The sequence below is a fragment of the Pseudomonas vancouverensis genome, from assembly GCF_004348895.1.
Taxonomy (GTDB): domain Bacteria; phylum Pseudomonadota; class Gammaproteobacteria; order Pseudomonadales; family Pseudomonadaceae; genus Aquipseudomonas; species Aquipseudomonas vancouverensis.
Genome location: NZ_RRZK01000032.1, coordinates 317,655 through 341,025, shown reverse-complemented (window position 1 = coordinate 341,025; position 23,371 = coordinate 317,655). Strand labels below are relative to the sequence as shown.

Annotated in this window: 20 protein-coding genes; 8 read left to right on the top strand and 12 right to left on the bottom strand. The window is 51.4% G+C overall.

Features of this window, described 5'->3' with window-relative positions; all coding sequences use genetic code 11:
• Positions 1 to 101: 101 nt before the first annotated feature.
• From EIY72_RS25755 to acs, 6 genes are all read right to left on the bottom strand, one after another.
• On the bottom strand, positions 102 to 866 hold the full coding sequence (locus EIY72_RS25755) for an ABC transporter ATP-binding protein (RefSeq protein WP_093215225.1): 765 nt from the start codon (positions 864 to 866) through the stop codon (positions 102 to 104).
• 27 nt (positions 867 to 893) lie between these two features.
• Positions 894 to 2,006: a M14 family metallopeptidase gene (locus EIY72_RS25750; protein ID WP_093215220.1), complete on the bottom strand. Its 1,113-nt coding sequence runs from the start codon at positions 2,004 to 2,006 to the stop codon at positions 894 to 896.
• 1 nt (position 2,007) lies between these two features.
• Positions 2,008 to 2,706, bottom strand: coding sequence for an ABC transporter permease (locus EIY72_RS25745; protein WP_093215217.1), 699 nt, complete (start codon positions 2,704 to 2,706; stop codon positions 2,008 to 2,010).
• The gene (locus EIY72_RS25740; RefSeq protein WP_093215212.1) at positions 2,703 to 3,392 is read right to left on the bottom strand and encodes an ABC transporter permease; all 690 of its coding nucleotides are present in this window, start codon (positions 3,390 to 3,392) and stop codon (positions 2,703 to 2,705) included. The genes EIY72_RS25745 and EIY72_RS25740 overlap by 4 nt, the downstream gene beginning before the upstream one ends.
• 91 nt (positions 3,393 to 3,483) lie before the next feature.
• Positions 3,484 to 4,257, bottom strand: coding sequence for an ABC transporter substrate-binding protein (locus EIY72_RS25735; protein ID WP_093215207.1), 774 nt, complete (start codon positions 4,255 to 4,257; stop codon positions 3,484 to 3,486).
• Between the two features lie 626 nt (positions 4,258 to 4,883).
• Positions 4,884 to 6,839: an acetate--CoA ligase gene (acs, locus tag EIY72_RS25730; RefSeq protein WP_093215202.1), complete on the bottom strand. Its 1,956-nt coding sequence runs from the start codon at positions 6,837 to 6,839 to the stop codon at positions 4,884 to 4,886.
• Positions 6,840 to 7,255: 416 nt separating this feature from the next.
• Here acs and EIY72_RS25725 point away from each other — a divergent pair, with 416 nt between their 5' ends.
• The 3 genes from EIY72_RS25725 to EIY72_RS25715 all read left to right on the top strand — a co-directional run bounded on the left by EIY72_RS25725 (position 7,256) and on the right by EIY72_RS25715 (position 9,915).
• Positions 7,256 to 7,519 carry a DUF2790 domain-containing protein gene (locus tag EIY72_RS25725; RefSeq protein WP_093215197.1) on the top strand — a complete coding sequence of 88 codons (264 nt, stop codon included), beginning with the start codon at positions 7,256 to 7,258 and terminating at the stop codon, positions 7,517 to 7,519.
• A 188-nt stretch (positions 7,520 to 7,707) separates the two neighbouring features.
• On the top strand, positions 7,708 to 8,139 hold the full coding sequence (locus tag EIY72_RS30500) for a hypothetical protein (protein ID WP_093215193.1): 432 nt from the start codon (positions 7,708 to 7,710) through the stop codon (positions 8,137 to 8,139).
• A gap of 528 nt (positions 8,140 to 8,667) precedes the next feature.
• A complete protein-coding gene (locus EIY72_RS25715) occupies positions 8,668 to 9,915 on the top strand; it encodes a ribonucleotide-diphosphate reductase subunit beta (protein WP_007978181.1) in 1,248 nt (415 codons plus the stop codon).
• Between the two features lie 160 nt (positions 9,916 to 10,075).
• Here EIY72_RS25715 and EIY72_RS25710 read toward each other — a convergent pair whose 3' ends face one another.
• The 5 genes from EIY72_RS25710 to EIY72_RS25690 all read right to left on the bottom strand — a co-directional run bounded on the left by EIY72_RS25710 (position 10,076) and on the right by EIY72_RS25690 (position 19,137).
• Complete coding sequence (locus EIY72_RS25710) at positions 10,076 to 12,160, bottom strand: AIPR family protein (protein ID WP_132680178.1); 2,085 nt, start codon at positions 12,158 to 12,160, stop codon at positions 10,076 to 10,078.
• Between the two features lie 13 nt (positions 12,161 to 12,173).
• Positions 12,174 to 13,124, bottom strand: a complete 951-nt coding sequence (locus EIY72_RS25705) for a PD-(D/E)XK motif protein (protein WP_231985584.1) — start codon at positions 13,122 to 13,124, stop codon at positions 12,174 to 12,176.
• On the bottom strand, positions 13,111 to 15,849 hold the full coding sequence (locus EIY72_RS25700) for a Z1 domain-containing protein (protein WP_093215173.1): 2,739 nt from the start codon (positions 15,847 to 15,849) through the stop codon (positions 13,111 to 13,113). The genes EIY72_RS25705 and EIY72_RS25700 overlap by 14 nt, the downstream gene beginning before the upstream one ends.
• Positions 15,839 to 17,317 (bottom strand): ATP-binding protein, encoded by a 1,479-nt coding sequence (locus EIY72_RS25695; RefSeq protein ID WP_093215168.1) that lies wholly within the window; start codon positions 17,315 to 17,317, stop codon positions 15,839 to 15,841. Before EIY72_RS25695 ends, EIY72_RS25700 begins: the two co-directional genes overlap by 11 nt.
• 236 nt (positions 17,318 to 17,553) lie before the next feature.
• Positions 17,554 to 19,137, bottom strand: coding sequence for a DNA cytosine methyltransferase (locus tag EIY72_RS25690; protein ID WP_093215164.1), 1,584 nt, complete (start codon positions 19,135 to 19,137; stop codon positions 17,554 to 17,556).
• A gap of 28 nt (positions 19,138 to 19,165) precedes the next feature.
• On the opposite strand from EIY72_RS25690, the gene EIY72_RS25685 reads away from it, so the two are divergent.
• Complete coding sequence (locus EIY72_RS25685; RefSeq protein ID WP_093215161.1) at positions 19,166 to 19,627, top strand: very short patch repair endonuclease; 462 nt, start codon at positions 19,166 to 19,168, stop codon at positions 19,625 to 19,627.
• A gap of 326 nt (positions 19,628 to 19,953) precedes the next feature.
• The gene (locus EIY72_RS25680) at positions 19,954 to 20,463 is read left to right on the top strand and encodes a BRO-N domain-containing protein (RefSeq protein ID WP_093215157.1); all 510 of its coding nucleotides are present in this window, start codon (positions 19,954 to 19,956) and stop codon (positions 20,461 to 20,463) included.
• A gap of 272 nt (positions 20,464 to 20,735) precedes the next feature.
• On the opposite strand, the gene EIY72_RS25675 is transcribed toward EIY72_RS25680, so the two are convergent.
• Positions 20,736 to 20,957 carry a type II toxin-antitoxin system Phd/YefM family antitoxin gene (locus tag EIY72_RS25675; RefSeq protein WP_165939614.1) on the bottom strand — a complete coding sequence of 74 codons (222 nt, stop codon included), beginning with the start codon at positions 20,955 to 20,957 and terminating at the stop codon, positions 20,736 to 20,738.
• A 224-nt stretch (positions 20,958 to 21,181) separates the two neighbouring features.
• On the opposite strand from EIY72_RS25675, the gene EIY72_RS25670 reads away from it, so the two are divergent.
• From EIY72_RS25670 to EIY72_RS25660, 3 genes are read left to right on the top strand one after another with little or no spacing between them, the layout of a single operon-like run.
• Positions 21,182 to 22,396, top strand: coding sequence for a SpoIIE family protein phosphatase (locus tag EIY72_RS25670; RefSeq protein ID WP_231985583.1), 1,215 nt, complete (start codon positions 21,182 to 21,184; stop codon positions 22,394 to 22,396).
• Between the two features lie 2 nt (positions 22,397 to 22,398).
• A complete protein-coding gene (locus EIY72_RS25665) occupies positions 22,399 to 22,968 on the top strand; it encodes a SiaB family protein kinase (RefSeq protein WP_093215147.1) in 570 nt (189 codons plus the stop codon).
• A 13-nt stretch (positions 22,969 to 22,981) separates the two neighbouring features.
• The gene (locus tag EIY72_RS25660) at positions 22,982 to 23,368 is read left to right on the top strand and encodes a DUF1987 domain-containing protein (protein WP_093215142.1); all 387 of its coding nucleotides are present in this window, start codon (positions 22,982 to 22,984) and stop codon (positions 23,366 to 23,368) included.
• The last annotated feature ends 3 nt before the right edge of the window (positions 23,369 to 23,371 follow it).

The window sequence follows — 23,371 nt, the reverse complement described above, 5'->3', positions numbered from 1 at the left end:
CTTAAATCTGTAGGCGCCAGCTTGCTGGCTCCTACACGGGATCGGTGCAAGCTTCCAAATGGCGAAGCATGCACTATCCCGGTGCGTAACGGCAGTCCTGATTACTTCAGGCTACCGGAGAGGAATTGCTGCAAACGCTCGGACTGTGGGTTGACCAGCACTTCACGCGGATTACCGCTTTCTTCGACGATGCCTTTGTACAGGAATACCAACTGGTTCGACACTTCACGGGCGAAGCCCATTTCGTGGGTGACCACCACCATGGTCCGGCCTTCCTGGGCCAGGGCCTGCATGACCTTCAGTACGTCGCCGACCAGCTCAGGGTCGAGGGCCGAGGTCGGTTCGTCGAACAGCATCACTTCCGGTTCCATCGCCAGGGCACGGGCAATCGCCACGCGCTGCTGCTCGCCACCGGACATGTGGCCCGGGTAGGCGTCCTTGCGATGTGCCACGCCGACCTTGTTCAGGTAGTGCTCAGCCTTGTCGCGGGCCTCGGCCTTGGACACGCCCAGCACGTGGACCGGCGCTTCCATGATGTTTTCCAGAGCAGTCATGTGCGACCACAGGTTGAAATGCTGGAACACCATCGACAGGCGCGAACGCATGCGCTGCAGCTGCTTCGGATCAGCCGCTTTCATCGCGCCATCCTTGTTCGCCACCAGCTTCAACTCTTCATTGTTGAGCAGGATCTTGCCCGCGTGCGGCTGCTCCAGCAGGTTGATGCAACGCAGGAAGGTACTTTTGCCGGAGCCACTGGAGCCGATGATGCTGATCACATCGCCGGCGGCCGCTTTCAGGGACACGCCCTTGAGCACTTCGTGACTGCCATAGCGTTTATGCAGGTCTTGGACTTCAAGTTTGTACATGCGGTCGGTTCTCACAAAAACAGTCAGTCAGTCGTTGAGCAAGCGCCCGTGACGCAGCGCTTCGCGCCCCGCCACCTTGGCCAGCCAGAAACCGGGTTGGGCGTAACGCAGCCGTTCAATGGCAAACAGCACCCCGGACGTACCAGCACACACCGTGCTGACCCGATCCGCCAACGGATCGATCACTTCAAAAATTTCGTCGCCCGCCTCCACCCATTCACCGGGTTGACGCAGGAAACTCACCACACCGGGGTGCGGCGCCAGGAGCAATTCGGTGCCTTCGAACGGCATGCCTTCGCAAGCCTCTTGCGCAGCTTGCGGCCACTCGCCACTGATCAGGCCCTGCTCGGCGAGGAAAGCCAGAATGCCTTCGGCATGGGCGCGGGATTCGGCGCGGCCGGTATCAGCCTGACCACCCAGTTCAATGGTAGTCGCCAGGCACGCCAGAGGAATCTGCGCATTCGGGAACAAACGCGACAGACGCAACCACGGCAGCGAGCAAGCTTCGTCGAAGGAACTGCCGCCGGAATCTTCCGCCAGCAATCCCACCCGCACATTCAAGTGCGCAGCCAGTGAACGCCACTGCGGCCAATGCTGCGGCAAGGCATACATGTGCAGCGCTGCCTCGGCATCGCAATGCAGATCAAGGACCACGTCGGCAGTGCAGGCATGGCTGAGCAAAATGCGCTGCATGCCCTGCAACTGGCTGCTCGCCTCGGGCAATGCGGCCAAGTGATCGGCCATTGCCTGACGGATCAGACCGATGTTGGCGTGGGGATCATCGCCCAGGCTGTCCACCAAGGCAGCGGCCACTGGCGCACTCAACTCAACGAAGTCGCGGTTGAAATTCTTGCCGCTGCCGGCCTCGAAACGCCCTTGGTGATTGCCCTGCAGCAATTGCCCCAGGCCCAACGGGTTCGCCACCGGCACCAGTTCAATCACACCGTTGAGCAAGCCTTGGGCTTCGAGTTCGGCCAGGCGCTTTTTCAGCTCGAACGCTGTGCGCATGCCCGGCAGTTCGTCGGCGTGAAGGCTGGCCTGGATGTAGGCCTTGCGCTCGCCATGGCCGAAGCGGAACACCGAAATGTGGCGTTCACTGCCCAGGTGACTCCACGGCAACGCATGATCGATACGTTCCATATCAGTGCTTCCGTGGGGCCAGGTAGCCCAGCCAGCGGCGTTCGGCCAGCTTGAACAGCTTGACCAGAATGAAGGTCAGGCACAGGTAGAACACGCCGGCGGTGATGTAGGCTTCGAACGGCAGGTAGAACTGGGCGTTGACCGTGCGCGCGGCACCGGTGATGTCGATCAGGGTGACGATGGAGGCCAGACTGGTGGTCTGCAACATCATGATCACTTCGTTGCTGTACTGCGGCAACGCACGACGCAGGGCCGATGGCAGCAGGATGCGCTTGTACATCTTGAAGCGCGACATGCCCATGGCCTTCGCTGCTTCAATTTCGCCGTTCGGCGTGGCGCGCAGGCTGCCGGCGATGATTTCGGCAGTGTAGGCGCTGGTGTTGATCGCGAACGCCAGGCAGGCACAGAACGTTGCGCTGGACAGCCAAGGCCAGAGGAAGCTTTCGCGTACCGCTTCGAACTGCGCCAGACCGTAGTAGATCAGGAACAGTTGCACCAGCATCGGCGTGCCGCGAATCACGTAGGTGTACAGCCACGCTGCACCGTTGACCACGGCATTCTTGGAAACGCGCATCAGGCCCAGCGGCAACGCACACAGCAGGCCGAAAAACAGCGACAGCGCGAGCAGTTTGAGGGTAGTCACCAGGCCGCCGAGGTACAGCGGCATGGCTTCCCAAATGACGTTGTAGTCGAAGATCATAGATCAGCCGCCCTTACGCCTACCGAGTAGCGCTTCTCAAGGTGACGCAATGCCAGCAACGAGACACTGGTGATCACCAGGTACATCGCCGCCACTGCGAGGAAGAAGGTGAAAGGCTCGCGGGTGGCATCCGCCGCCTGCTTGGCCTTGAACATCATGTCTTGCAGGCCCACCACCGAAATCAGCGCGGTGGCCTTGGTCAGTACCAGCCAGTTGTTGGTGAAGCCCGGAATCGCCAGGCGAATCATCTGTGGCACCAGCACCCGGAAGAACACCTGAAAACTGCTCATGCCGTAGGCCATGCCTGCTTCAGCCTGCCCCTTGGGGATCGCCATGAAGGCGCCACGGAAGGTTTCCGACAGATAGGCACCGAAGATGAAACCGAGGGTGCCGATACCGGCGGCCAACGGGTTCAGGTCGATGTAATCGTTGAAGCCGAGCATCGGCGCGACGCGGTTGAGCAGGTCCTGACCGCCGTAGAAAATCAGCAGGATCAACACCAGGTCGGGAATACCGCGTATCACCGTGGAATACAGATCGCCCAGCCAGGCCAGCCAGCGCACCGGGGAAAGACGCAGTGCCACGCCGATCAGACCCAGAAAAATGGCCAGGGCCATGGACGACAAGGCGAGCTGAAGCGTCAGCCAAGCGCCATCGAGGATGACAGCCCCGTAGCCTTTCAACATGATTCAGGTCCTCGAAAGTTGGGATGAAAAAATGGCGCAAACCGCAGAGATCCTGTTGCTTGCGCCATTTCGGACTTGTCGCCGGGACGTGTTACTTGCCGTAGATATCGAAGGCGAAGTACTTGTCCTGGATTTGCTTGTATTTGCCGTTCGCACGAATGGCAGTGATCGCGGTGTTGATCTGGTCTTTCAACGCATCACCTTTGCGAACCGCGATGCCTACGCCGTCACCGAAGTACTTGACGTCGGTGAACGCAGGGCCGACGAACGCGAAACCTTTGCCAGCGTCGGTTTTCAGGAAACCGTCATCCAGAAGCGTAGCGTCTGCCACGGTGCCGTCGAGGCGGCCGGCGGCGACGTCCAGGTAGATTTCGTTCTGCGAACCGTATGGCTTGATCTCGGCACCCAGCGGGGCCAGGACTTCGCGGGCGAAACGCTCGTGGATCGAACCACGCTGCACGCCAATGTTCTTGCCCTTGAGCTCGGTCAGGTTGTCGCTGACCACGGTACCTTCCTTCATCACCAGGCGAGCCGGGGTGTTGTAGTACTTGTTGGTGAAGTCCACGGACTTCTTGCGATCTTCGGTGATCGACATGGACGACAGGATCGCGTCGATCTTGCGCACTTTCAGTGCCGGGATCAGGCCGTCGAACTCTTGCTCGACCCACACGCACTTGACCTTCATCTCTTCGCACAGGGCGTTGCCGATGTCGTAGTCAAAACCAACAATGCTGCCGTCCGGAGCTTTCGAAGCAAACGGAGGGTAAGCCGCCTCGATACCAATCTTCAGAGGCTTTTCATCGGCGAAGGTCGGCAGGGACAACACGGACAATGCCAGGGCGCCAAGCAGCACGAGTTTCTTCATCTTGGAACTCCATCGGTAAAGGGCAAAAACGGCAGAGTGAGCGACAGCCCAATATGCGAATGAGTGGAACCGCAAAGCAGTGCTGCGTCCTGGGAATGTTCCTGTTGAAACCTGTGTGGATTTCAACACGGCCTACGACGAGCGAGTGATCGGCATTCTAACGACAGGCCCGAGGCCGATATTTCTTCAATGCGACAACTAGTTACAGATGCACCGAGAAAGCCGTTTGACGCGTTGACAGCCCTGCAAAATCATGCAAGAGCAAAAGATGTTGAACCGATCTATAAAGCAAATTGCGGGCCTATTATTGGCAAACCCTTCTAATCCGGCAAGCGCAGCGTGGCGTCTTATTTTTTTGCGGCGGGTTTGAGGCCCTGGAATGGGGCTTGGCGTTTCCCAATGCCCCGAATTTGATCGATACGGTTACACAATGGGTAACCGGAAGATTCGCGGGTAACAACGGAAAAAGTCCTACAGAGGAAGCCGATAAATATTGGCTGTTGATTGTGTGGTGTCTGAAAGATCGTCATCGCTGGCAGCCCGGCTCAATCATCACAAAACCCAAGGCATAAAAAACCCCGCCCGGCGCGGCGCCGGGCGGGGTTTCAATGACTCAGACCTGAGGCTTACGCCACGCTCATCGTCTTGTGCGTATCAATCAAATGCTGCACCACACTTGGATCCGCCAGGGTGGAGATATCACCCAAGCCCTCATATTCAGCGGTAGCAATCTTGCGCAGAATCCGCCGCATGATCTTGCCTGAACGGGTCTTCGGCAGCCCCGGCGCCCACTGGATCACGTCCGGCGAAGCAATCGGACCGATCTCCTTGCGCACCCAGTTTTTCAATTCCAGGCGCAGTTGCTCGTTGGGTTCCTCGCCATTTTTCAGGGTGACATAGACATAGATGCCCTGCCCCTTGATGTCGTGCGGCACACCGACCACCGCCGCCTCGGCGACTTTCGGGTGGGCAACCATCGCGCTTTCGATCTCGGCAGTGCCCATGCGGTGGCCGGACACGTTGAGCACGTCGTCCACGCGACCGGTGATCCAGTAGTAACCGTCGGCATCACGACGGGCACCGTCACCGGTGAAATACATGCCGCGGAAAGTCTTGAAGTAGGTGTCGACGAAGCGGTCATGATCGCCGTACAGAGTACGCGCCTGGCCTGGCCACGAATCGAGAATCACCAGGTTGCCCTCGGCCTCGCCTTCGATGATGTTGCCCAGGTTGTCCACCAGCGCCGGCACCACGCCGAAGAACGGACGCGCCGCCGAACCTGGCTTGAGCGCATGCGCACCCGGCAACGGGCTCATCATGTTGCCGCCGGTCTCGGTCTGCCACCAGGTATCGACGATCGGGCAACGGGATTTGCCAACATTCTTGTAGTACCAGTCCCAGGCTTCCGGGTTGATCGGCTCGCCCACCGAACCCAGCAGGCGCAGGCTGCTGCCGTCAGCCCCTTCAACGGCCGCAGTGCCCGAGGCCATCATGGCGCGGATCGCGGTCGGCGCGGTGTAGAGGATGTTGACCTTGTGCTTGTCGACGATCTTCGCCACCCGAGTGATGTCCGGATAGTTCGGCACGCCTTCGAACAGTAGCGTGGTCGCGCCGTTGGCCAGCGGGCCGTAGACGATGTAGCTGTGGCCGGTGACCCAGCCGACGTCGGCGGTGCACCAGTAGACTTCACCCGGGCGGTAGTCGAACACGCGCTCGTGGGTCATCGCTGCGTACAACAGATAGCCGCCGGTGGTGTGCTGCACACCCTTCGGCTTGCCGGTGGAACCCGAGGTGTAGAGGATGAACAGCGCTTCTTCAGCGCCCATCTCTTTTGGCGCACACACGGTGCCCGCCACTTTCATCAGGTCCTCGAACCAGATGTCGCGATGCTGGTTCCACTTGATGTCGCCACCGGTGCGCTTGCACACGATGACCTTCTGGATGCTGCTGGTTTCCGGGTTGGTCAGGGCGTCGTCGACGTTGGCCTTGAGCGGGATCTTCTTGCCGGCACGAATGCCTTCGTCGGCAGTGATCACCACTTTCGAACGGCAGTCGATGATGCGACCGGCCAGGGCTTCCGGCGAGAAACCGCCGAACACCACCGAGTGAATCGCGCCGATCCGGGTGCAAGCCAGCATGGCGACCACGGCTTCAGGGATCATCGGCATATAGATAGTCACCACATCGCCGCGGTGCACGTCCTGGCCACGCAGGGCGTTGGCGAACTTGCAGACTTGTTCGTGCAGTTCGCGGTAGGTGATGTTGCGGCTTTCGGAAGGATCATCGCCTTCCCAGATGATGGCGACCTGGTCGCCACGCTCGGCCAGATGGCGGTCGAGGCAGTTGTAGGAAACGTTCAGGGTGCCGTCGGCGAACCACTTGATGTCGACATGGTGATCGTCGAAGGAAGTCTGCTTCACCGTGGTGAAAGGTTTGATCCAGTCGAGGCGCTTGGCTTGCTCGCGCCAGAAGCCGTCCGGGTTGACGACCGACTGCTGGTACATGGCCTTGTAGGTCGCCTCATCGGTCAGCGTGTTAGCCAGAACCTCGGGACGAACGGGATACAGGGAAGCCGCACTCATCTTTCTTACCTCGGTGGAATAGTTGTTTTTGTATGGCCCCGTTGTAGCCGGGCCGGGCCTATAGAACCATTCGACGATGGTAGTAACAAGCCCCTACAAAACGCCTTGAATAGCCCGCAAACCCAGATGGAACGGGCGTACCGTCTCATATCACAGGCTCCTGGTCTTACTACGAACGGAGTAGAAAAGCAGTATTCCCGGGGATTGTTACGAAATCTGTCAAAGGTGTTTATCAAAACCACGGCTATATGAACCCACCCCGCCTGCCTAAAATTCACCTCGCCGACAAGGCACCCTGATTAACCAAGTTGCAGCCCCCACGAAGGCAGTTAATCAAACACCCTGGTACTGAAGATCCACACGCAATCCCAAAAGGATTGCGTGCCCCCTCTCGACCTCCAAAAGGTAAATTTCAAATGAAAGCTTTATTAGTTCTGGCCCTCAGCAGCATGTGCCTCAGCGCCATGGCCGAAGAGGTCCCGACTGATGTCGCGCAGCAACAACCTGTCATCGAGGAATACACTTACTCCACCCATCTGGACATCGCCAAAGTCATCTCCATGAGCGAAGCGCCAAATGTATGTGAAGTGGTGCCGATGAAAATGGAATACGAAGACTCCCACGGTCAGCGTCATATCCTGCGTTACAGCGCGATGGGCAACGGTTGCTCCAACGGCTGATCTCCTGCTTCACCCCCCTCCCTCAATAAGGTTCGACCCACCCGCCTCTCAGGCAGATGAAGCGCCGAACCTTAATTATCTATTTATACGATTGTTTAAAGCACTTATTTGCGCTTTTTAATCGAAATAATCGGCGTAGTATGAACTTTAACAAGGCACACAACGCCCACTTCCCTGGAGACACCGCCATGAAAACCCGTCTGATTCTCGCCCTGACCCTCTCTGTACTGGCCGCCAACACTTTCGCTGCTGATGGCTACGATCGCACCGGTTCGGCTGCATTCACCGGCTCTGCTGCTTTCGCCGCTGATGGTGCTGATCATGTAGGTGCTGGCAAACTCGCTGCTGATGGTGCTGATCACGTAGGTGCGGCACGTTTCGCAGCTGATGGCGCCGATCACGTAGGTGCCGGCAAACTCGCTTCCGATGGTGCTGACCACGTAGGTGCTGGCAAACTCGCCGCCGATGGTGCTGATCACGTCGGTGCTGGCAAACTCGCCGCCGATGGTGCTGATCACGTCGGTGCTGGCAAGCTCGCCGCCGATGGTGCTGATCACGTCGGTGCTGCACGCTTCGCAGCTGATGGCGCCGATCACGTCGGTGCAGCTCGCCTGAGCTGATCTACCCTCGTGACTTCACAGCCCGACTTCGGTCGGGCTTAGTTGTGTCTGGAGCCTGAGAAAACCCCACACAAACACAAGATGTAGTGAAAAACGCCCTTTTTGTTCATTTCTTGAACAAAAATAATCGAGGGCAAAAAATTAAGAAAAAAAATCTGCGCCCGCCAATACCGCCCAAAGCCCTGTAAACCCTCGCTCCGACCGAAAAACCCTTCGCGCCGACCGTTCCGTAGGCCATTTCGCCGCACCACAGCCCGTAATTTTTCCCTATAATGCCGCCTTAAACGGGCCTGCAATATCCCCTTACAGGGGCCAATAGCCAGTCTGAAGCCCCGCACAGGCGCTCAACGCCTGATGCGCCCATCAGAGGCTCTCGGAACCCCGTACAAAATTCTGTTTGATGCCTGCGTATAGCTGCTGCAAAAAACGATTTCCTTTAGATCCAACGCGGCCAGTACGGCTGTGTGAAAAACCAACCCTTCAATTTTCACACGGGCACACTGGCCCTCACGCAGGAGACGACACGTCATGCTGAGCTGGGACGAATTCGACAAAGAAGACACGGAAGTAGCGGTCAAGAGCGCCAACGCCGGCCACGCCACCGAAGCCAACATGGACCGTCTCGACAGCGCCGGCGGTGCCGCCGCCCTTGAAGCTCGCGCCGTGACCGCCGCTGACTCCGCCGCCGTAGCCCGCGCCAAAGCCGCACTGGACTCGCTCGACGTCGCCGAAGGCCTCGCCGAACTCGAAGGCGCCTCCGCCCGTGTCGCCGTTGACGAAAAGCGCATGATCAACTGCCGCGCCGACCTCAACCAGCTCGTACCGTTCAAGTACGACTGGGCCTGGCAAAAGTACCTGGACGGCTGCGCAAACCACTGGATGCCGCAAGAAGTCAACATGACCGCCGACATCGCCCTCTGGAAAAACCCGGAAGGCCTGACCGACGACGAGCGCCGCATCGTGATGCGCAACCTCGGCTTCTTCTCCACCGCCGACTCCCTGGTTGCCAACAACCTGGTCCTGGCCGTGTACCGCCTGATCACCAACCCGGAATGCCGCCAGTACATCCTGCGCCAGGCCTTCGAAGAGGCGATCCACACCCACGCCTACCAGTACTGCATCGAATCGCTGGCCATGGATGAAGGCGAAATCTTCAACATGTACCACGAGATCCCATCGGTCGCGAAAAAAGCCACCTGGGGCCTGAAATACACCCGCTCGATCTCCGATCCAAAGTTCGAAACCGGCACCGTCGAAACCGACAAAGAATTGCTGCGCAACCTGATCGCCTACTACTGCGTTCTGGAAGGCATCTTCTTCTACTGCGGCTTCACCCAGATCCTCTCCATGGGCCGCCGCAACAAAATGACCGGCGTCGCCGAGCAGTTCCAGTACATCCTGCGCGACGAATCCATGCACCTGAACTTCGGCATCGACGTGATCAACCAGATCAAAATCGAAAACCCGCACCTGTGGGACGCCGAAATGAAAGAAGAAGCCTCGCAAATGATCCTGCAAGGCACCCAGCTGGAAATCGAATACGCCCGCGACACCATGCCACGCGGCGTACTGGGCATGAACGCAGCGATGATGGAGGACTACCTCAAGTTCATCGCTAACCGTCGTCTGAGCCAGATTGGTCTGAAGGAAGAGTACCCAGGGACGACTAACCCGTTCCCGTGGATGAGCGAGATCATGGATTTGAAGAAAGAGAAGAATTTCTTTGAGACGCGGGTGATTGAGTATCAGACTGGTGGGGCGTTGAGCTGGGATTGATCATCAAGATTTCGGCTTGAAATTTTACGTTGAATAATTCAAATAAAAACCCCGATTTGATCGGGGTTTTTATTGAGCTCATTAAACACACATTAACAATACCAAGTTCTAATCGCCAGCTACAAATCTTAGCGATAATTCCCGATATAAACTTTAAAGCTCACAACGAAATATATCCTTGATCTATAAGTGACGCCCTTATCCTAACAATTTCAGCACATTGTTTTTCTGTCGGAATTTTGTTTGGAATTTGGGCGGCAATTTTTAAAAGTGATTCTTGCTTAGGAGTTAGTCGTCCCCCTCTAACCCCCCAAGTGAGCATTCTTGACCATTCAAATGAAGGAGTTTCAATCACAGAAACTTGCATTGCGATTCCATCATCTGTTTTCTGAGCCACTTTTGATGCGCCAACATCTTCAATGCTGGCTCGCAAGTCTTGCAAAGACTCAAAGAACCCAGGTACAAATTTAATCGATAGCTCCTTAACCTGATCCCAGCAAGCCTGCATCTTTGCCCACTCGGTTACGTTTTCCTTCGGGCGATCAGGATCAGTCAGAATTTCAAATACATACTTAGTTATAAGTTCAATTTGCTGTGACAAAGGCCCAGTCACGGATTGCTTATCCCATACCCCGCGAAGACTTAGCTGCTTCCCTAGCGCCTGCTCAGAAACCATATTATGAAGTTTCGCCAACGTATAAGTCACAATATTTGCCCGATAACCACCTTGGTACCACTCTTGTTGCGACACAACAGTCTCTGTATGCCTGAACATAATTGCTAGAGCAACTATATTCTTATAATAATCCTCATTGAAAACCTTACCATCAGAAGACCAGGCTTTAGCTATAACATCAGCAAATATCATAAAGTTTTTTTGAGCACCCAAACTCACTTTATGGGGTAATTCCCGCCAAGTATTTTCAAGCTTGGCTACATCCGTTTTAGAAAATAACTGCTTGCGTGGGTTTTGTAGAGAGAACTGAGTTTTGAGCGCGCCTGATAGTTTAGCTTGTTCATTTAAGTACTGACCGCGAGCTCTTTCATAAAACCAGTGAGTACCGTGCTGTGCGCCACCAGTTGAGGGGGCAAAAATACGACGGGAAAACTCCTCCAACCGTACGTGATAGGGGTGGTTGGAGAAAAAATCTGCATCACTCACTTTGTTCTGGCTATTTGCATATCTTGCTATTTCTGGCGTTAGCTCTCCAGCCTTTTTTGGTGGTAACACCGAAAGCTTCATCTGAACCATGATTTTAGAAAGATCAGCGCCATCTTTTTTTCCCGCACTGCCCCTTTTAGCCAATGCCAGAGAAGCCGTAGTCTGGCCACCATTTACTATCTGTAAATTAGTTGCACTAACAATTCGAAGTCCGCTATTACCCTCCTCCAATACGACGTTTTCTGCAGTTGCAGCAATACCATTATTAAACGCAAAGAACATTTCTGGCTGGATTCTTATTGTATTCTGAATCTTTGAGTTAACCTTGCCCTTTGCACTCAAAAATGTACGGACGTTCCCTTCCAGCAACCTACTTCCATACCCCTCGTAGATATCAGCGAGCATGTCACCACTAATCATACACAGATAAGCCTTATAATCACCGTCAGATTCCGCAGCAGCGAGACAGCTTAATCCTCTTTGATTGGAGCTCTCAAACTCAACTATAAGCTCATCTCGCCCTGTAGCAGAAATATAAGCGATGTGAAATCTCGATATGTCCCAAATGTGAAACTCCGATGGAATGCCATTTATCTCATCCTCCGGCCAATCCTTCATACGGGATTTCAATTGCCCATCAGAAACATAATAAAATCGAAATTTTGATATCTTGGCCTGCCAATCCATCAGGTCACATGCTAGTCCGTAACCTGGTTGGCTTTCGTCAAATTCGCCATCAGTTACAAAGCCGTCTAGCGATTCCTGCACATAATTTTTAACGCTAATAAAGGCTTTTTTCACTTCATCAGTATTAAAATTTATAATTTCATCTTCATTCAAAAAATTACCGATTAACAAAGACAAAGAATTGTCTGCATCATCGAGATAATAACCATCAATACGCAGCTTTTTTTTATTACTTACACCTTCAAACCTACAGCTTTCAAAGCTTGAAAACTGCTCAGCATCAATTAATCTATTGCCACACTCTTCGATAAAACTCGCACTAAGAAAATCTCTAGCGGACTCCGCGCGAGATCGTACGGACTCTAAAAACTCCCGATGAAACTCCTGCAGCGTCAAAGTACACCTCCAATTAATAAGAAGTCCGCTCTACCAAATAATTCTCCAACGCCTTCAACTCAATTTCGTAGCAAACATTTTTAACACCATCAGGTAAAGCCGTCCTCATAATGCAGGGAAAACTCTCGACCACCGTATATCTGTATAAACCCCGCAATCTAAAAGAGTAATGCTCATACTCCTCCCGCGCCACATAGCCTGCAACTAGAATTTGATTGTCAAACTGGACCAATGCTTCATAACAACTGGAAAGCTTGTTCCGTAGCTTCGACACCTGTAAATTCAAAGTAAGACGGTTTTCAGAGCTAGTGCTAACATCCGCAAGTTCGACAATCATCAGATCAATGTCGTAAATAGAATCATTCAATTGAGCTTCTGATGCAATAATTACCGTTTCTGCATCTGGCCTTATTGTCTTCACTTCCCAAGCACTGGAACCTAATTGAAAATCCTGATCGGCCCCAGAGGGCCCCACCCAAGCCCTTACAGCCTCCTCACAGCCCAAATGGTCAATAAGTTTTTCCAGAAAAATCAACTCACCGCACAAGCCCCTAATGCTATTTAAAGGCAACAAATCATCAGAAGCACGCTCGAGCAAATGTCGCCAACCACTCAAACGACGAAGTACGAAAGTTAAAGGGCTCGTACTCCCTCTTATTTCTCTTGAGTGCTCGATCAAGTCTTCGCTCAATAAAGAGAACATCTCCAAAAGCCCAGAGTCATCCAGAGTCAATAGTAAAGCCCATCGGCCATCATCCCTAGAGTTCTTCCTTATCCTGATCGCTCGCATATCTAATTGATGTGGCGGTTCTTGTGAGGTGACAAACAACAATAAATGTCGGCCGTCTCCATCGAGCCCCAGGTAGAAATCCAAAGGGTGCGTCGTGTCATACCGCTTGAATACAGATTGCGGAGGCTCGGGTCTTAATGATTGCCAGATTGACAAACATTTAGTCGTCGACATTTTCATCCTCGTCCTCATCACCCTCAAAGCTGCTAACTTCTTTAGCCAAGAGACTTCTCAACTCAACCATATTTATCTGATAAGTCATTTTCTGGCTACCAGCAATAAGCTCTGGAAAACTTAAACCGATTGCAACCAAAGAGCTATCCGCTGACAAAGGAGTATACTTTTGATCACCAAATTCCGGCCAAACTAGGTGAATCAAAAGCAATGGAAACTTACGAACTTCGTTATATGCCTTGCCAGGGACATTTTTTTTATCTTTGTTCTTAGGGTTTTCACGAAAAATTTGCTCTGCCTCAACAATATCGCTTTCTTTCAAACCAATTTTTTCATCTGCTGCTGACCCAACCCTCATCTTTTTCTCGTTAACCAACAACGATTGTTTATCAAGATCTACTTCAATTTTACGGCTTCTGCGGGAAACCATACGACCTGGAGATAATTCGTAAGCACTAACACTGCCTCTTGGAATCGCAACATACCAAGAGTCAAGTTTTGAATCATTTGAGCCTCCAATAAAATCAGCGAGATCTTTCGACTGTAGTTTTAAATTAAGAGGATGACTAATAAAATTATTTAAAAATTCAACCACAACCGCCTTGCTGACACCTATCCAAACGGGAAAATCATATTTACTATCGACCTGAAAATTCGAAGCCTCAATCTTTTTAACTAATGCTTGTGTCGCCTTATGATTAGAAGAAATTGCGTTTGAGTCACTTAGCAATCGCGCTGACTCCAAGCTTTCTTTACTAATTGACAACGTGTGCACGATCGATTCCGAATCGCGCATTTTGTTCCTGGCTGTAATTATTAATGAATCAGGGTGAGAGCGGACACGAAGTCCGAAATCTATTGGCTTTAGGCGAGAGAGCTGCATGCGTCGAACTTCGCCTCTCAGCTCATCAGTAGCTTCTGATATTAACGAATACCAGTTAATAGTCTCCTCCGGCATCCATATTTTGAGCAGATCTTCATAACCGACCCGATAGCCAAACCAGCGGCCCATTTGTAACAAAGCGTCATACATTTGAGTGGTTCTATAAAAGTAACTTACACACAACCCCTCAAGCGTGAGCCCCCTAGCGAGGCTGTTTCCGCCAACAGCAATTACACGGAGACCGTTTTCTTTGTATAAAGCATAGTTTAGGCTAGCTCCGCCACTCTTCTGGTTGACCGATCTAACCTCTATAGGAAGCACAGCAGTAGCTAATGTTCTCTGTACTTGCTCCCAAGTACAACCATGATTGCTGTAGTGCTTTACAAATATATCTCGCAACTCATTGATTGTATTATTTTTAATCGCCTCAGAAACCTTGAGTGACGAATAACTTCTAATATCGTCCTGTACACCACGAAGTGCAAAGTCAACTATATCCTTAACTTGATCCTGAATAAGCGTAAAATGACTAACATTGATCAACATCGACCTATGTTTCGGCATCCCCGTGCGCAAATCCATAATCGCATTGGCCACTAGAAAGCACTTAACAGCCTCCATCAATGAGTCTGGAACACAATCTACCGGGCTGTCCGATTTTTGTCCCTTTGGGAATGCCGCCTCCGCATCAGATATTTCTTGCAGGCAGTCAACCCTGGATTCATCTCCAAATATCGCCGAAGCACCTAAATAATTGGTTGGAGCATCTAACGCATAGATAAAATCACGCGGAAAAAGATCATCCCCCTCCATTTCATTTGTCGTTTCAGGATTAATAAAAACATTCGCAAATGGAGTAGCTGTAAACCCGACATAGCTTGATTTGGGAAATATATTCAGCAGCGTTCGAATACCGCTATTTATCGCTGTTGCTTTTTTTGGACTAGTATTAATAGATGCATTATCTGCTTCATCATCAACAAGGAGTAAGGGGAGATCAATTTTTCCTGAAGATTCAGCATTGAAATCTTTTAACCATTCGGTTAAATTCTCTATGATTTTTTTGTTCTTCTTAACCACAAGCAATACTGGCTCATTATAATCCCGCAGCCTGAAGCCAAGTTGATTGACTGTAGTAGCCCTAAAGTCAGCAACAGTTGACGTAAAAACACCCGCGCTTCTAGTCGCATTTATTAAACCAACGCCTATCTCTTTGCGCTTTCTATTTCGACTATTGCTATACACAACTCCAGAGCTATCTAATCCCACAAACCCGGAATCCAACCGCTCCTGTGTCTGTCGACGCAAACTTTCCAAAGTGCCCGTTAGGAGAATCACTAACTTATAACCCGCATCTGCTGCTTTACATATTAATCCAGTATAGTTTGAAGTCTTACCAGACTGCACATCCCCCATAACCAGCCCACGACGAGGCCAACCTGACTTTCCAACTGGGTTACCCATCAAATCCAGTATTTCATCAGTTACTTTATCAAGTGAGTTTACTACCTTTGCCCCCCACCCCTGCTTGATTAAATCCGTCTTGTACCTGCCCCAATAAAATGGATTTATTTGAGCCTTCCTTGCTTGAAGCCAAGGATCATGCTCATTGACTACGTAACTGCCCACTCCCATATCCACGGCCAGAGCGACATGGAGCTTCTTTATTACTATGTCAAATTCTTGGTCAGAAACTGCGTACATCTCGATTTTACGCAGTGCGCTCGCCAACCCAAATATCTCGAGCTCTGTGGGCACGCGATCTACAGCAAGAGACGTAGACACAGCGACTTCAAGGCGCTGGGCATTGGCAGAAAGGAAGTCTACTGGTTTACTGTTCAAGACGTTCTAGCTCCTCTACAATTTTTCTTGTGAGCGCAGGATAAAGATTAAATGGTTCTATCACGTGCAACGTTGATAGTAGATGGTTTCGAATGGGGGATTCATTCGCGATTCCTTCAAATAGCGTCATTGCCATTTCGCGCAGCTGCTTTTCTAAGTACTCTCCATTGAAACCTGGTTTCATATCGGACGCCATTCTGGAATAGAGAGCATCTGCCGGAAAGGAGCCTTCGATTATCCTTAATATAATTTCGAAAGAACTTTCAGCCCCCTTACTTGGCAATCCACATTGGAAGTCTTTAATTATTGGGTGTTCTCTATTTATGTCGAACCTGACACCGTCTCTATCTACCACCTCATTCCATGTCGGAGTAAAATCGATTTTTTCAGCAATTCGACCACGAAACTTGATGGTTCGACCACTTACCATCCTTATTCTATCGATAGTTCTTTTTAAATTTTTACGAACAATCTCTGGCGGATGAGCGGCCGATTTTTTTATATCAAGCGTCCACAAGTGATCTAAAGAGTTAGGAATATCAACTCTGACACGAGCCAATTTACTTAACTCATCTTTGCTCGCAAGACGAAACCAAGTGCCCCATATTATCAACCGTCTATTTCTATAAACATAGAAGCCTTGGTGATTACGTATCCCCTCTGTACCTCCGGCAAGTTGTATTTGCTCTACCGAAAGCTTACTCAGATGAGGAATAATAAACGGCTTAACGACAACTTTTTCTCCATCTATAGAGAAGGAGTCTTGCTCAAGACTTTGGGTTGCTTGGTGATCAGTCAAGAAAGGATCAACAGGGGGTAGCTTTTTTCCGTTTATAGAAATACTTACTTTTGGATTTTTATCCTCCTTAGATAAAAATCTATGAAATACTAAGGATAAATGATCATAAACATGCGCCATTTTCCCTACAAGAGCAGCCTCGACCGAAGCCTCTCCGGCGATCAACTTATCTAATTTTTGCCATAGAACTAAAGTACCACTTTTCTTTTTATCTAATGCATCAATATGTGGAATACTAGCCAAATCCTCTTTGTCTAGTTTGAGCATTACCCATGATTGACGATCAATGATGACATCTAAGTCCCAACATAATCCCGTGACAACGGACTCCTGTTTGGAGATTACTGTCATCCTTCGGCATTGTGATAGAGAGGAAGTCTTTAACCCTAATCCGTAGCGCCCCATATCATCAACAGCGCGAAGTTCCAGAGGGTTGGTACTTCCATGACGCATGGCTCGTTCTAGAGTGACTGATGACATCCCATGACCGTCGTCAATTATCGCGATATAGGGCTCATCAGATGGTCGAAATTCAATATCAACACTTTTGGCGTTTGCAGATAAACTGTTGTCCAAAATATCAGCTAACGCAGACTCCAAGGTGTATCCAATCGACCTCATGGACTCCAGCAAGGAGGCAGCGTGAGGAGGATGCTCTATTTCCTTCATCTCTCTTCGCCTCTAGAAGAGAAGGACAAAATCTCAAATATACAAAACACATCAACACTCCTTGTCTCATTTGTAATTTCAATGACGCCACTCATCTACGCCATGATTAGGCCATCATTTTTTACACAGCCCCAAAAAAAGTGCAAGAAATCATTCGAAACTTTTTTGAGCTTTTCTATCCTGAGTGCCAGAGCGCTGGTTTCTTACAAAAGACTTACTTTTGAAGTACTGCACCATTACGCTGACAGTCCATTTATCATTTGCTCAACAATTTTAGCTATTTGATGTGCAAGAAGTGGAGGTACGGCATTCCCTACTTGATGAAACTGCTGAGTTCTATTTCCCAGGAAAAAATAGTTATCTGGAAAAGTTTGAAGTCGCGCGGCCTCACGCACAGTCAAACTTCTACATTGATTTGGATCATAATGAATAAAATAATGACCATCTTTCGATATATGACTCGTAATGGTCGAGGAAGTCTGATTTTTTACTTGCACCCTAAATCGATCACTAAATTTTCCTGTTTCCCAATTTTTATGATCCGGTGCGAGGCCGGGCAAATCAAACTCTTTATGTCCTTTAGGGGACGCTTTATGTGCATCAGCAAAGACGGATGCATAAATATAACGCTTGAGGTCAGACGTCATGTGACTACGAGCCTCGTGGTTCAACCAGACACCCAAGCGCTTATCATTAAACCAACTATCCAAATCTTGGTTTTCAAATTGTTTTCCACTGCCTAGCGCTTTCTTTAATCGCAATGCACCCTTTGAATACCTAGCACCAGAAAAAGAGTCCCTTACTATCTTAATTTTATGCTTTAGTAATAGATCCTCCCCCTTAGTAGCTAGTGACCGATGCAAATCATCGAGATGTGAAATTATCTCACTGCACCATATATCTGCGGAGTCGTTCCCTCTCGACAAAGTGCTCCTCAGCTTTGGCAAGCCTTGAATCATTTGGCCTACGGAGGGACTATTTCTACTAACCAGCTTGAAATCTTCAAACTTACCGGCCAACTCTTCCGATACACCTACCAGTATTACTCGGTGTCGATTTTGAGGGATTCCATAATCCTCTGACTTAATAACAAAATTATGTAAATTCAGCGACTGCGGATCAGTACCGCTCTCGTACACATCCTCGCTAGCCAATGAGAAAATCTTATACTTCGGCTTAATTGAATCAGTAATACCCAAGGCAGAATCAGGATCCGCCAAATCCCTGAGTATTTGGGGGAATATTTGTTTACCTCCAACTTGAGATGACAAAATGCCTTTTACATTTTCCATTACAAAAACTGCGGGCCGCTTGCTTTGAATTATTCTCAAGTATTCACGGTACAAAAAATGCCTATGATCTTCTTCGGCTTTGTATTCAGAATTTCCTTTATTTCGCGCACGACCGACAATTGAATAGGCTTGACATGGAGGTCCTCCAATTAGCACCCACGGTCGATTAACATCAAGTTTTTTTTCCAGAATTGAATCTAATTCACTATTACCTTCGGGGCTTCCTAAGCGAATTTGTCGAGCTTCTCCATCAGCATGAAGCCATTGTTCTTGGCTCCTTTTAGTCCAAGGCTGAGCAATCTCAGCTGACTCACAATAATTGTAATAATCATCTAAAGCATCGGGATTATCCTTTTTCAGAGCCCTGAAGAAAGCCCTAAGTCTTAACGTCGCTCTTGCATGAGTATCCATTTCTGCAGACACAACTACTTGAAAGCTGTTTCCTTCGTTAAGAGAAGAAAAACCCTCACCTAGCCCGCCAGGCCCAGCAAAAAGGTCCACGACCTGCAAAGGTTGTTTAATATTCATATGGTGATTCTGCAATGGAGTGATCAGGATGGATGTTGTAGATCAAGTGACACGATCGCGGATGATGTCTAGTATTCGCGGGAAAAATACTCAGCCTGAACTCAGGGTTCGACGTTTTTTGCACGCTCATGGCTACCGGTTCCGCCTTCATCGGAAGGACCTCCCTGGAAATCCCGATATTGTACTGCCCAAATTGATGACCTGTATATTTGTACATGGTTGCTTTTGGCACCGTCACCCTGGCTGCCGCTATTCTACTTTTCCTTCAACTCATACCGAATTCTGGGGTGAGAAATTCCGAAAGAACGTCGAGCGGGATGTAAGGCAGCAGGCAGAATTGAAGGCGATGGGATGGACCGTATTAATCGTATGGGAATGCGAGTTAAAAGCGGAAGGGGAGATTTTATCCAATCTGTTGAGTCGCCTCGATGTCATTGGGGAAAAATGCCCAAGATCGCTAACGAAAGCTCAGCTTGACCCAAGCATATAGTTGATCTTAACCTTCCAGCGAGCCTAAGAAACTCTACAAACCAGAGCGGCCCTCCGCACCCGACAGTCATGCGGCTTTTTTTCGTCTGCGGTTTCTCTACGCCTGCGAAAAAGTCCCGTTATGTCGGGAGTGGGCGAATACAAGACCCGAAAGGGGAATATGTCCGGCCCGTCTCTGGTGGGTTTCTTAGCTCCCGACACCCTTAACGAATGCCCTAAGAAAGCAGCCAGAGGTAATGGAAATGCCTGACTATTCGACCTTCATGATGAAGGTGATTTGTCGTACCCAACGTTTGAATCTCGTGCTTCCGCTTCAGGAGGTACGCCATGCCTGACTCACATATCCCGACCCTTTTCACCCGCCACAACATTCACCTGCATGCCCTACTCCTGGAGAATCAGGCGTGGTTCTGCGCGCATGATCTTGGGCGTCTGATGGGCAAGCATCTGGATGAGCGTACGACGCGCAAGCTTGATGCGGACCAAAGACAGCTGATGATCGTCGACGTCTATGGCGCTGCGAAAGAGCTCCTGATGGTGAGTGAATCAGGTGCATACGCGTTGCTGGTGTATCACTACTGCCCCGAGAATCGATTGCTGCGAGAGTGGCTAACGCATCAGGTAGTGCCGGCACTACGCGATGCTCGCCCATCAAGGATGGTGGAGCGGCCGACGTTGAGTGTGCTGGATTGGCCTCAGATGTCACTTGGCTTGCTGCATTGGCAGAATGAACCCTGGATTCGGTTGCGGGATATGCCCTGTGTGTTGGCGGATGATCCATTCAATCGGCGTGAGTCGTGGTGGCGGAAGGCATCGCGAGTAATGCGGGGATTCTGATTGTTCTGAAACAAAAATCTGGCTGTCTGGTTTTGAGGCAGCCATTTTTTATGGCAGATGCCAATCTGGTCTGAAATTTTCGGGAGTGGAGGATTTGGAGCCGCTCCGTGGTTTAGCGGGAGCAAGCTCAATCGCCACAAGTATTGGTGCCTGATTTGGTTTGCTCTTATGAATCGCTAGCAGGCTAGCTCCCACAGGAGATCTGCGGCAGTTTTGGATTAGTAGAGGTTTGCACACCAAACCGAAACCTTCCCACTAAAGAAGCAACAGGCTCAGCACTGAAGATCAAATTCATCGAATTCGGACTGAGAGGCGCTATCAAAGTCCGCCGAAAGCCGAATTTTTCCTTTCAAGCGACCGGGCGTTCGCACCCGATAGGTCTTAGCACAAGGCAGCAAGTCCAGGTAGGGCTTACCATCCTTGAAGATCACAACTCTGTCTCCCTGCCATGCCCGATCAGCCAGCTCAAAAAACCTGGATTGGGTTTCGCTCATCGATACCTCTATCCGCTCCGTCACATGCCACCTCCCACCGGGCTGACTCCATGAGTCGGAGTCGCAGATTTTCTGATGGGCAAAAGTATGGAGCTAATGGCTCCTAAAAAACCATCACCCAAACACGAACCATCAAAACTGTAACATCAAATTAACATCACCCTGCCATCATCCCGCATTTACCCAGTGCGATGATTCCCATGAACGCAGAACACTTCACTTTCATGCATCCCAAGCTGCCCAGAGATCACAAGTGTGCGGGCGATTTGTGTAATGAGGTGCCGGCGATCAGCCTGGAGAGCACCAACACCCTGGTGATGGAGGTCTTCACCGCGCAGCGTGATGTGGTGTGTCTGGCGGTCGTGGAGGACGGACGGCCGGTGGGGTTGATCAATCGCAATATTTTCCTGTCGCAGATGAGCAAGCCCTTTCACCGGGAGCTGTACGACAAGAAGAGTTGCATCGCCTTCATGGACAAGGAGCCGTTGATTGTCGATGCCGAGATGAGCATCGAGGCGTTGACCTTCAAGACCGTGGAATACGGTGAGAAGGCCCTGGCCGACGGTTTTATCGTCACGCGCAACGGTCAGTTCGCCGGGCTGGGCAATGGCTTGCAGTTGATGGCGGTGGTGGCGGCCATGCAGGCCGAGAAGAACCGGCAGATGATGCAGAGCATCGAGTACGCCAGTGTCATTCAGCGGGCGATGCTGCGCGCGTCGCGGGATGCCCTGGCCTCGACCCTGGATGACGCGACCTTGCTGTGGGAACCGCGGGATGTGGTCGGCGGTGACTTTTATCATTTCTGCGCATACCCAGATGGCTGGTTTGGTGCGATTGCCGATTGCACCGGGCATGGCGTGCCGGGGGCGTTCATGACCTTGATCGCTTCATCTTCCTTGACCCAGGCGCTGACGCAGATGGGGCCGCGGGATCCGGGCAAGCTGCTGTCGGCGGTCAATCGCGGCGTCAAGGGCATGCTTGGGCAGGTCAATGGCGGTGATGGCATTCCCGAGTCGGATGACGGGCTGGATGCGGCGTTTTTCTGGTTCGATGCGCAATCCCACACCTTGAGTTTTGCCGGTGCGCGGATGTCGCTGAATGTGTTGAAACCCGATGCCGATCAGCTGGAAACCCTGGCCGGGCAGCGTATCGGCGTCGGTTATGTCGACAGTGGCCTGGACTATGCCTGGTCGGTGAGCACCGTGCATTTGCCGCCGGCCAGCCTGATCTTCATCGCCACCGACGGCCTCACCGACCAGATCGGTGGACCCAAGCGCATCGCGTTCGGCAAGCGCAAGGCGTTCGACACGATCCTCGAACACCGCGACCAGTCTTCGACCCTCATCTGCGAAGCGCTGCAACGCACCTTTGCCGACTGGCAAGGCGAGCAGACCCGTCGCGACGACCTGACCCTCTTTTGTGCCCGCATTAGGAACTGATGATGTTCAACCCTGCGTCCGTGCAACACGACTGCACTTTTTTCGATCTGGCCCAGCAACGCAACGTGATTTTCTATCACATGGGTTACTTCTCCCATCACATCATTTCGGCGATGGCCGAAGTGGTGAAGCTGCAACTGGAAATCTCCGGCGTCAGCGGCCCGACGCGGCGCAAGTTGTTCTCGTCCTTTGTCGAGCTGTCGCAAAACATCCTCCATTACTCTTCCGACTCGCTGCACACCGCCGTGTCCGACGAGTCGGTACTGCGCCAGGGCGCGGTGTGCATCAGCCGTGAAGGTGAGCACCACCTGATGCTCTGCGCCAACCCGGTGGCTACCAGCGAAGTCGAGCGCCTGCGCGAGAAGCTCGAGCCGTTGCGCAGCATGTCGCTGGAAGAGATCAAGCAAGCCTACAAAGTCACCCTGCGTGCAGAGACCCCGGTGGACAGCAAGGGCGCTGGCCTGGGTTTCCTGACCATGGCGCGGGATGCCTGTGCGCCGCTGGAGTTTGATTTTCATCCCAGGGCGGATGATCCGGACACCACCCTGTTTTGCCTAAAAGCCATCATTTGAGTCGAGAGAAGCAATGGATAATTTCTACATTGACGCCACCGCCACATCGCCGGAAGTCGACTTTCGTTTCGATCAACACCTGCTGTCCATCAAGGGCGAGTCCTATCCAGAAAACGCCGCGGCGTTCTACGCGCCCATCGTCCAGCAACTTCGCGGCTTTCTGGAGAGCTGCAAAGAGGTGCGGATCACCACCAACATCGCCCTCGCCTACTTCAACAGCTCCAGCACCAAGATGCTCTTCAGCATTTTCGATGCGCTGGATCGCTCGGCCCAGGCCGGCAATCACATTGAAGTGAACTGGTATCACGATGAAGAGGACGAGACGATCTTTGAGTTTGGCGAGGAACTGAAGGCCGATTTCACCTCGATCATCTTCAACGATCACCCGATTACCACCTGAGGT

Excerpts from the sequence above, each read along its gene's own strand:
- EIY72_RS25755 (WP_093215225.1), bottom strand. The coding sequence starts at position 866 with ATGTACAAACTTGAAGTCCAAGACCTGCATAAACGCTATGGCAGTCAC.
- EIY72_RS25750 (WP_093215220.1), bottom strand. The coding sequence starts at position 2,006 with ATGGAACGTATCGATCATGCGTTGCCGTGGAGTCACCTGGGCAGTGAA.
- EIY72_RS25745 (WP_093215217.1), bottom strand. The coding sequence starts at position 2,706 with ATGATCTTCGACTACAACGTCATTTGGGAAGCCATGCCGCTGTACCTC.
- EIY72_RS25740 (WP_093215212.1), bottom strand. The coding sequence starts at position 3,392 with ATGTTGAAAGGCTACGGGGCTGTCATCCTCGATGGCGCTTGGCTGACG.
- EIY72_RS25735 (WP_093215207.1), bottom strand. The coding sequence starts at position 4,257 with ATGAAGAAACTCGTGCTGCTTGGCGCCCTGGCATTGTCCGTGTTGTCC.
- acs (WP_093215202.1), bottom strand. The coding sequence starts at position 6,839 with ATGAGTGCGGCTTCCCTGTATCCCGTTCGTCCCGAGGTTCTGGCTAAC.
- EIY72_RS25725 (WP_093215197.1), top strand. The coding sequence starts at position 7,256 with ATGAAAGCTTTATTAGTTCTGGCCCTCAGCAGCATGTGCCTCAGCGCC.
- EIY72_RS30500 (WP_093215193.1), top strand. The coding sequence starts at position 7,708 with ATGAAAACCCGTCTGATTCTCGCCCTGACCCTCTCTGTACTGGCCGCC.
- EIY72_RS25715 (WP_007978181.1), top strand. The coding sequence starts at position 8,668 with ATGCTGAGCTGGGACGAATTCGACAAAGAAGACACGGAAGTAGCGGTC.
- EIY72_RS25705 (WP_231985584.1), bottom strand. The coding sequence starts at position 13,124 with ATGTCGACGACTAAATGTTTGTCAATCTGGCAATCATTAAGACCCGAG.
- EIY72_RS25695 (WP_093215168.1), bottom strand. The coding sequence starts at position 17,317 with ATGAAGGAAATAGAGCATCCTCCTCACGCTGCCTCCTTGCTGGAGTCC.
- EIY72_RS25690 (WP_093215164.1), bottom strand. The coding sequence starts at position 19,137 with ATGAATATTAAACAACCTTTGCAGGTCGTGGACCTTTTTGCTGGGCCT.
- EIY72_RS25685 (WP_093215161.1), top strand. The coding sequence starts at position 19,166 with ATGGATGTTGTAGATCAAGTGACACGATCGCGGATGATGTCTAGTATT.
- EIY72_RS25680 (WP_093215157.1), top strand. The coding sequence starts at position 19,954 with ATGCCTGACTCACATATCCCGACCCTTTTCACCCGCCACAACATTCAC.
- EIY72_RS25675 (WP_165939614.1), bottom strand. The coding sequence starts at position 20,957 with ATGAGCGAAACCCAATCCAGGTTTTTTGAGCTGGCTGATCGGGCATGG.
- EIY72_RS25670 (WP_231985583.1), top strand. The coding sequence starts at position 21,182 with ATGCATCCCAAGCTGCCCAGAGATCACAAGTGTGCGGGCGATTTGTGT.
- EIY72_RS25665 (WP_093215147.1), top strand. The coding sequence starts at position 22,399 with ATGTTCAACCCTGCGTCCGTGCAACACGACTGCACTTTTTTCGATCTG.
- EIY72_RS25660 (WP_093215142.1), top strand. The coding sequence starts at position 22,982 with ATGGATAATTTCTACATTGACGCCACCGCCACATCGCCGGAAGTCGAC.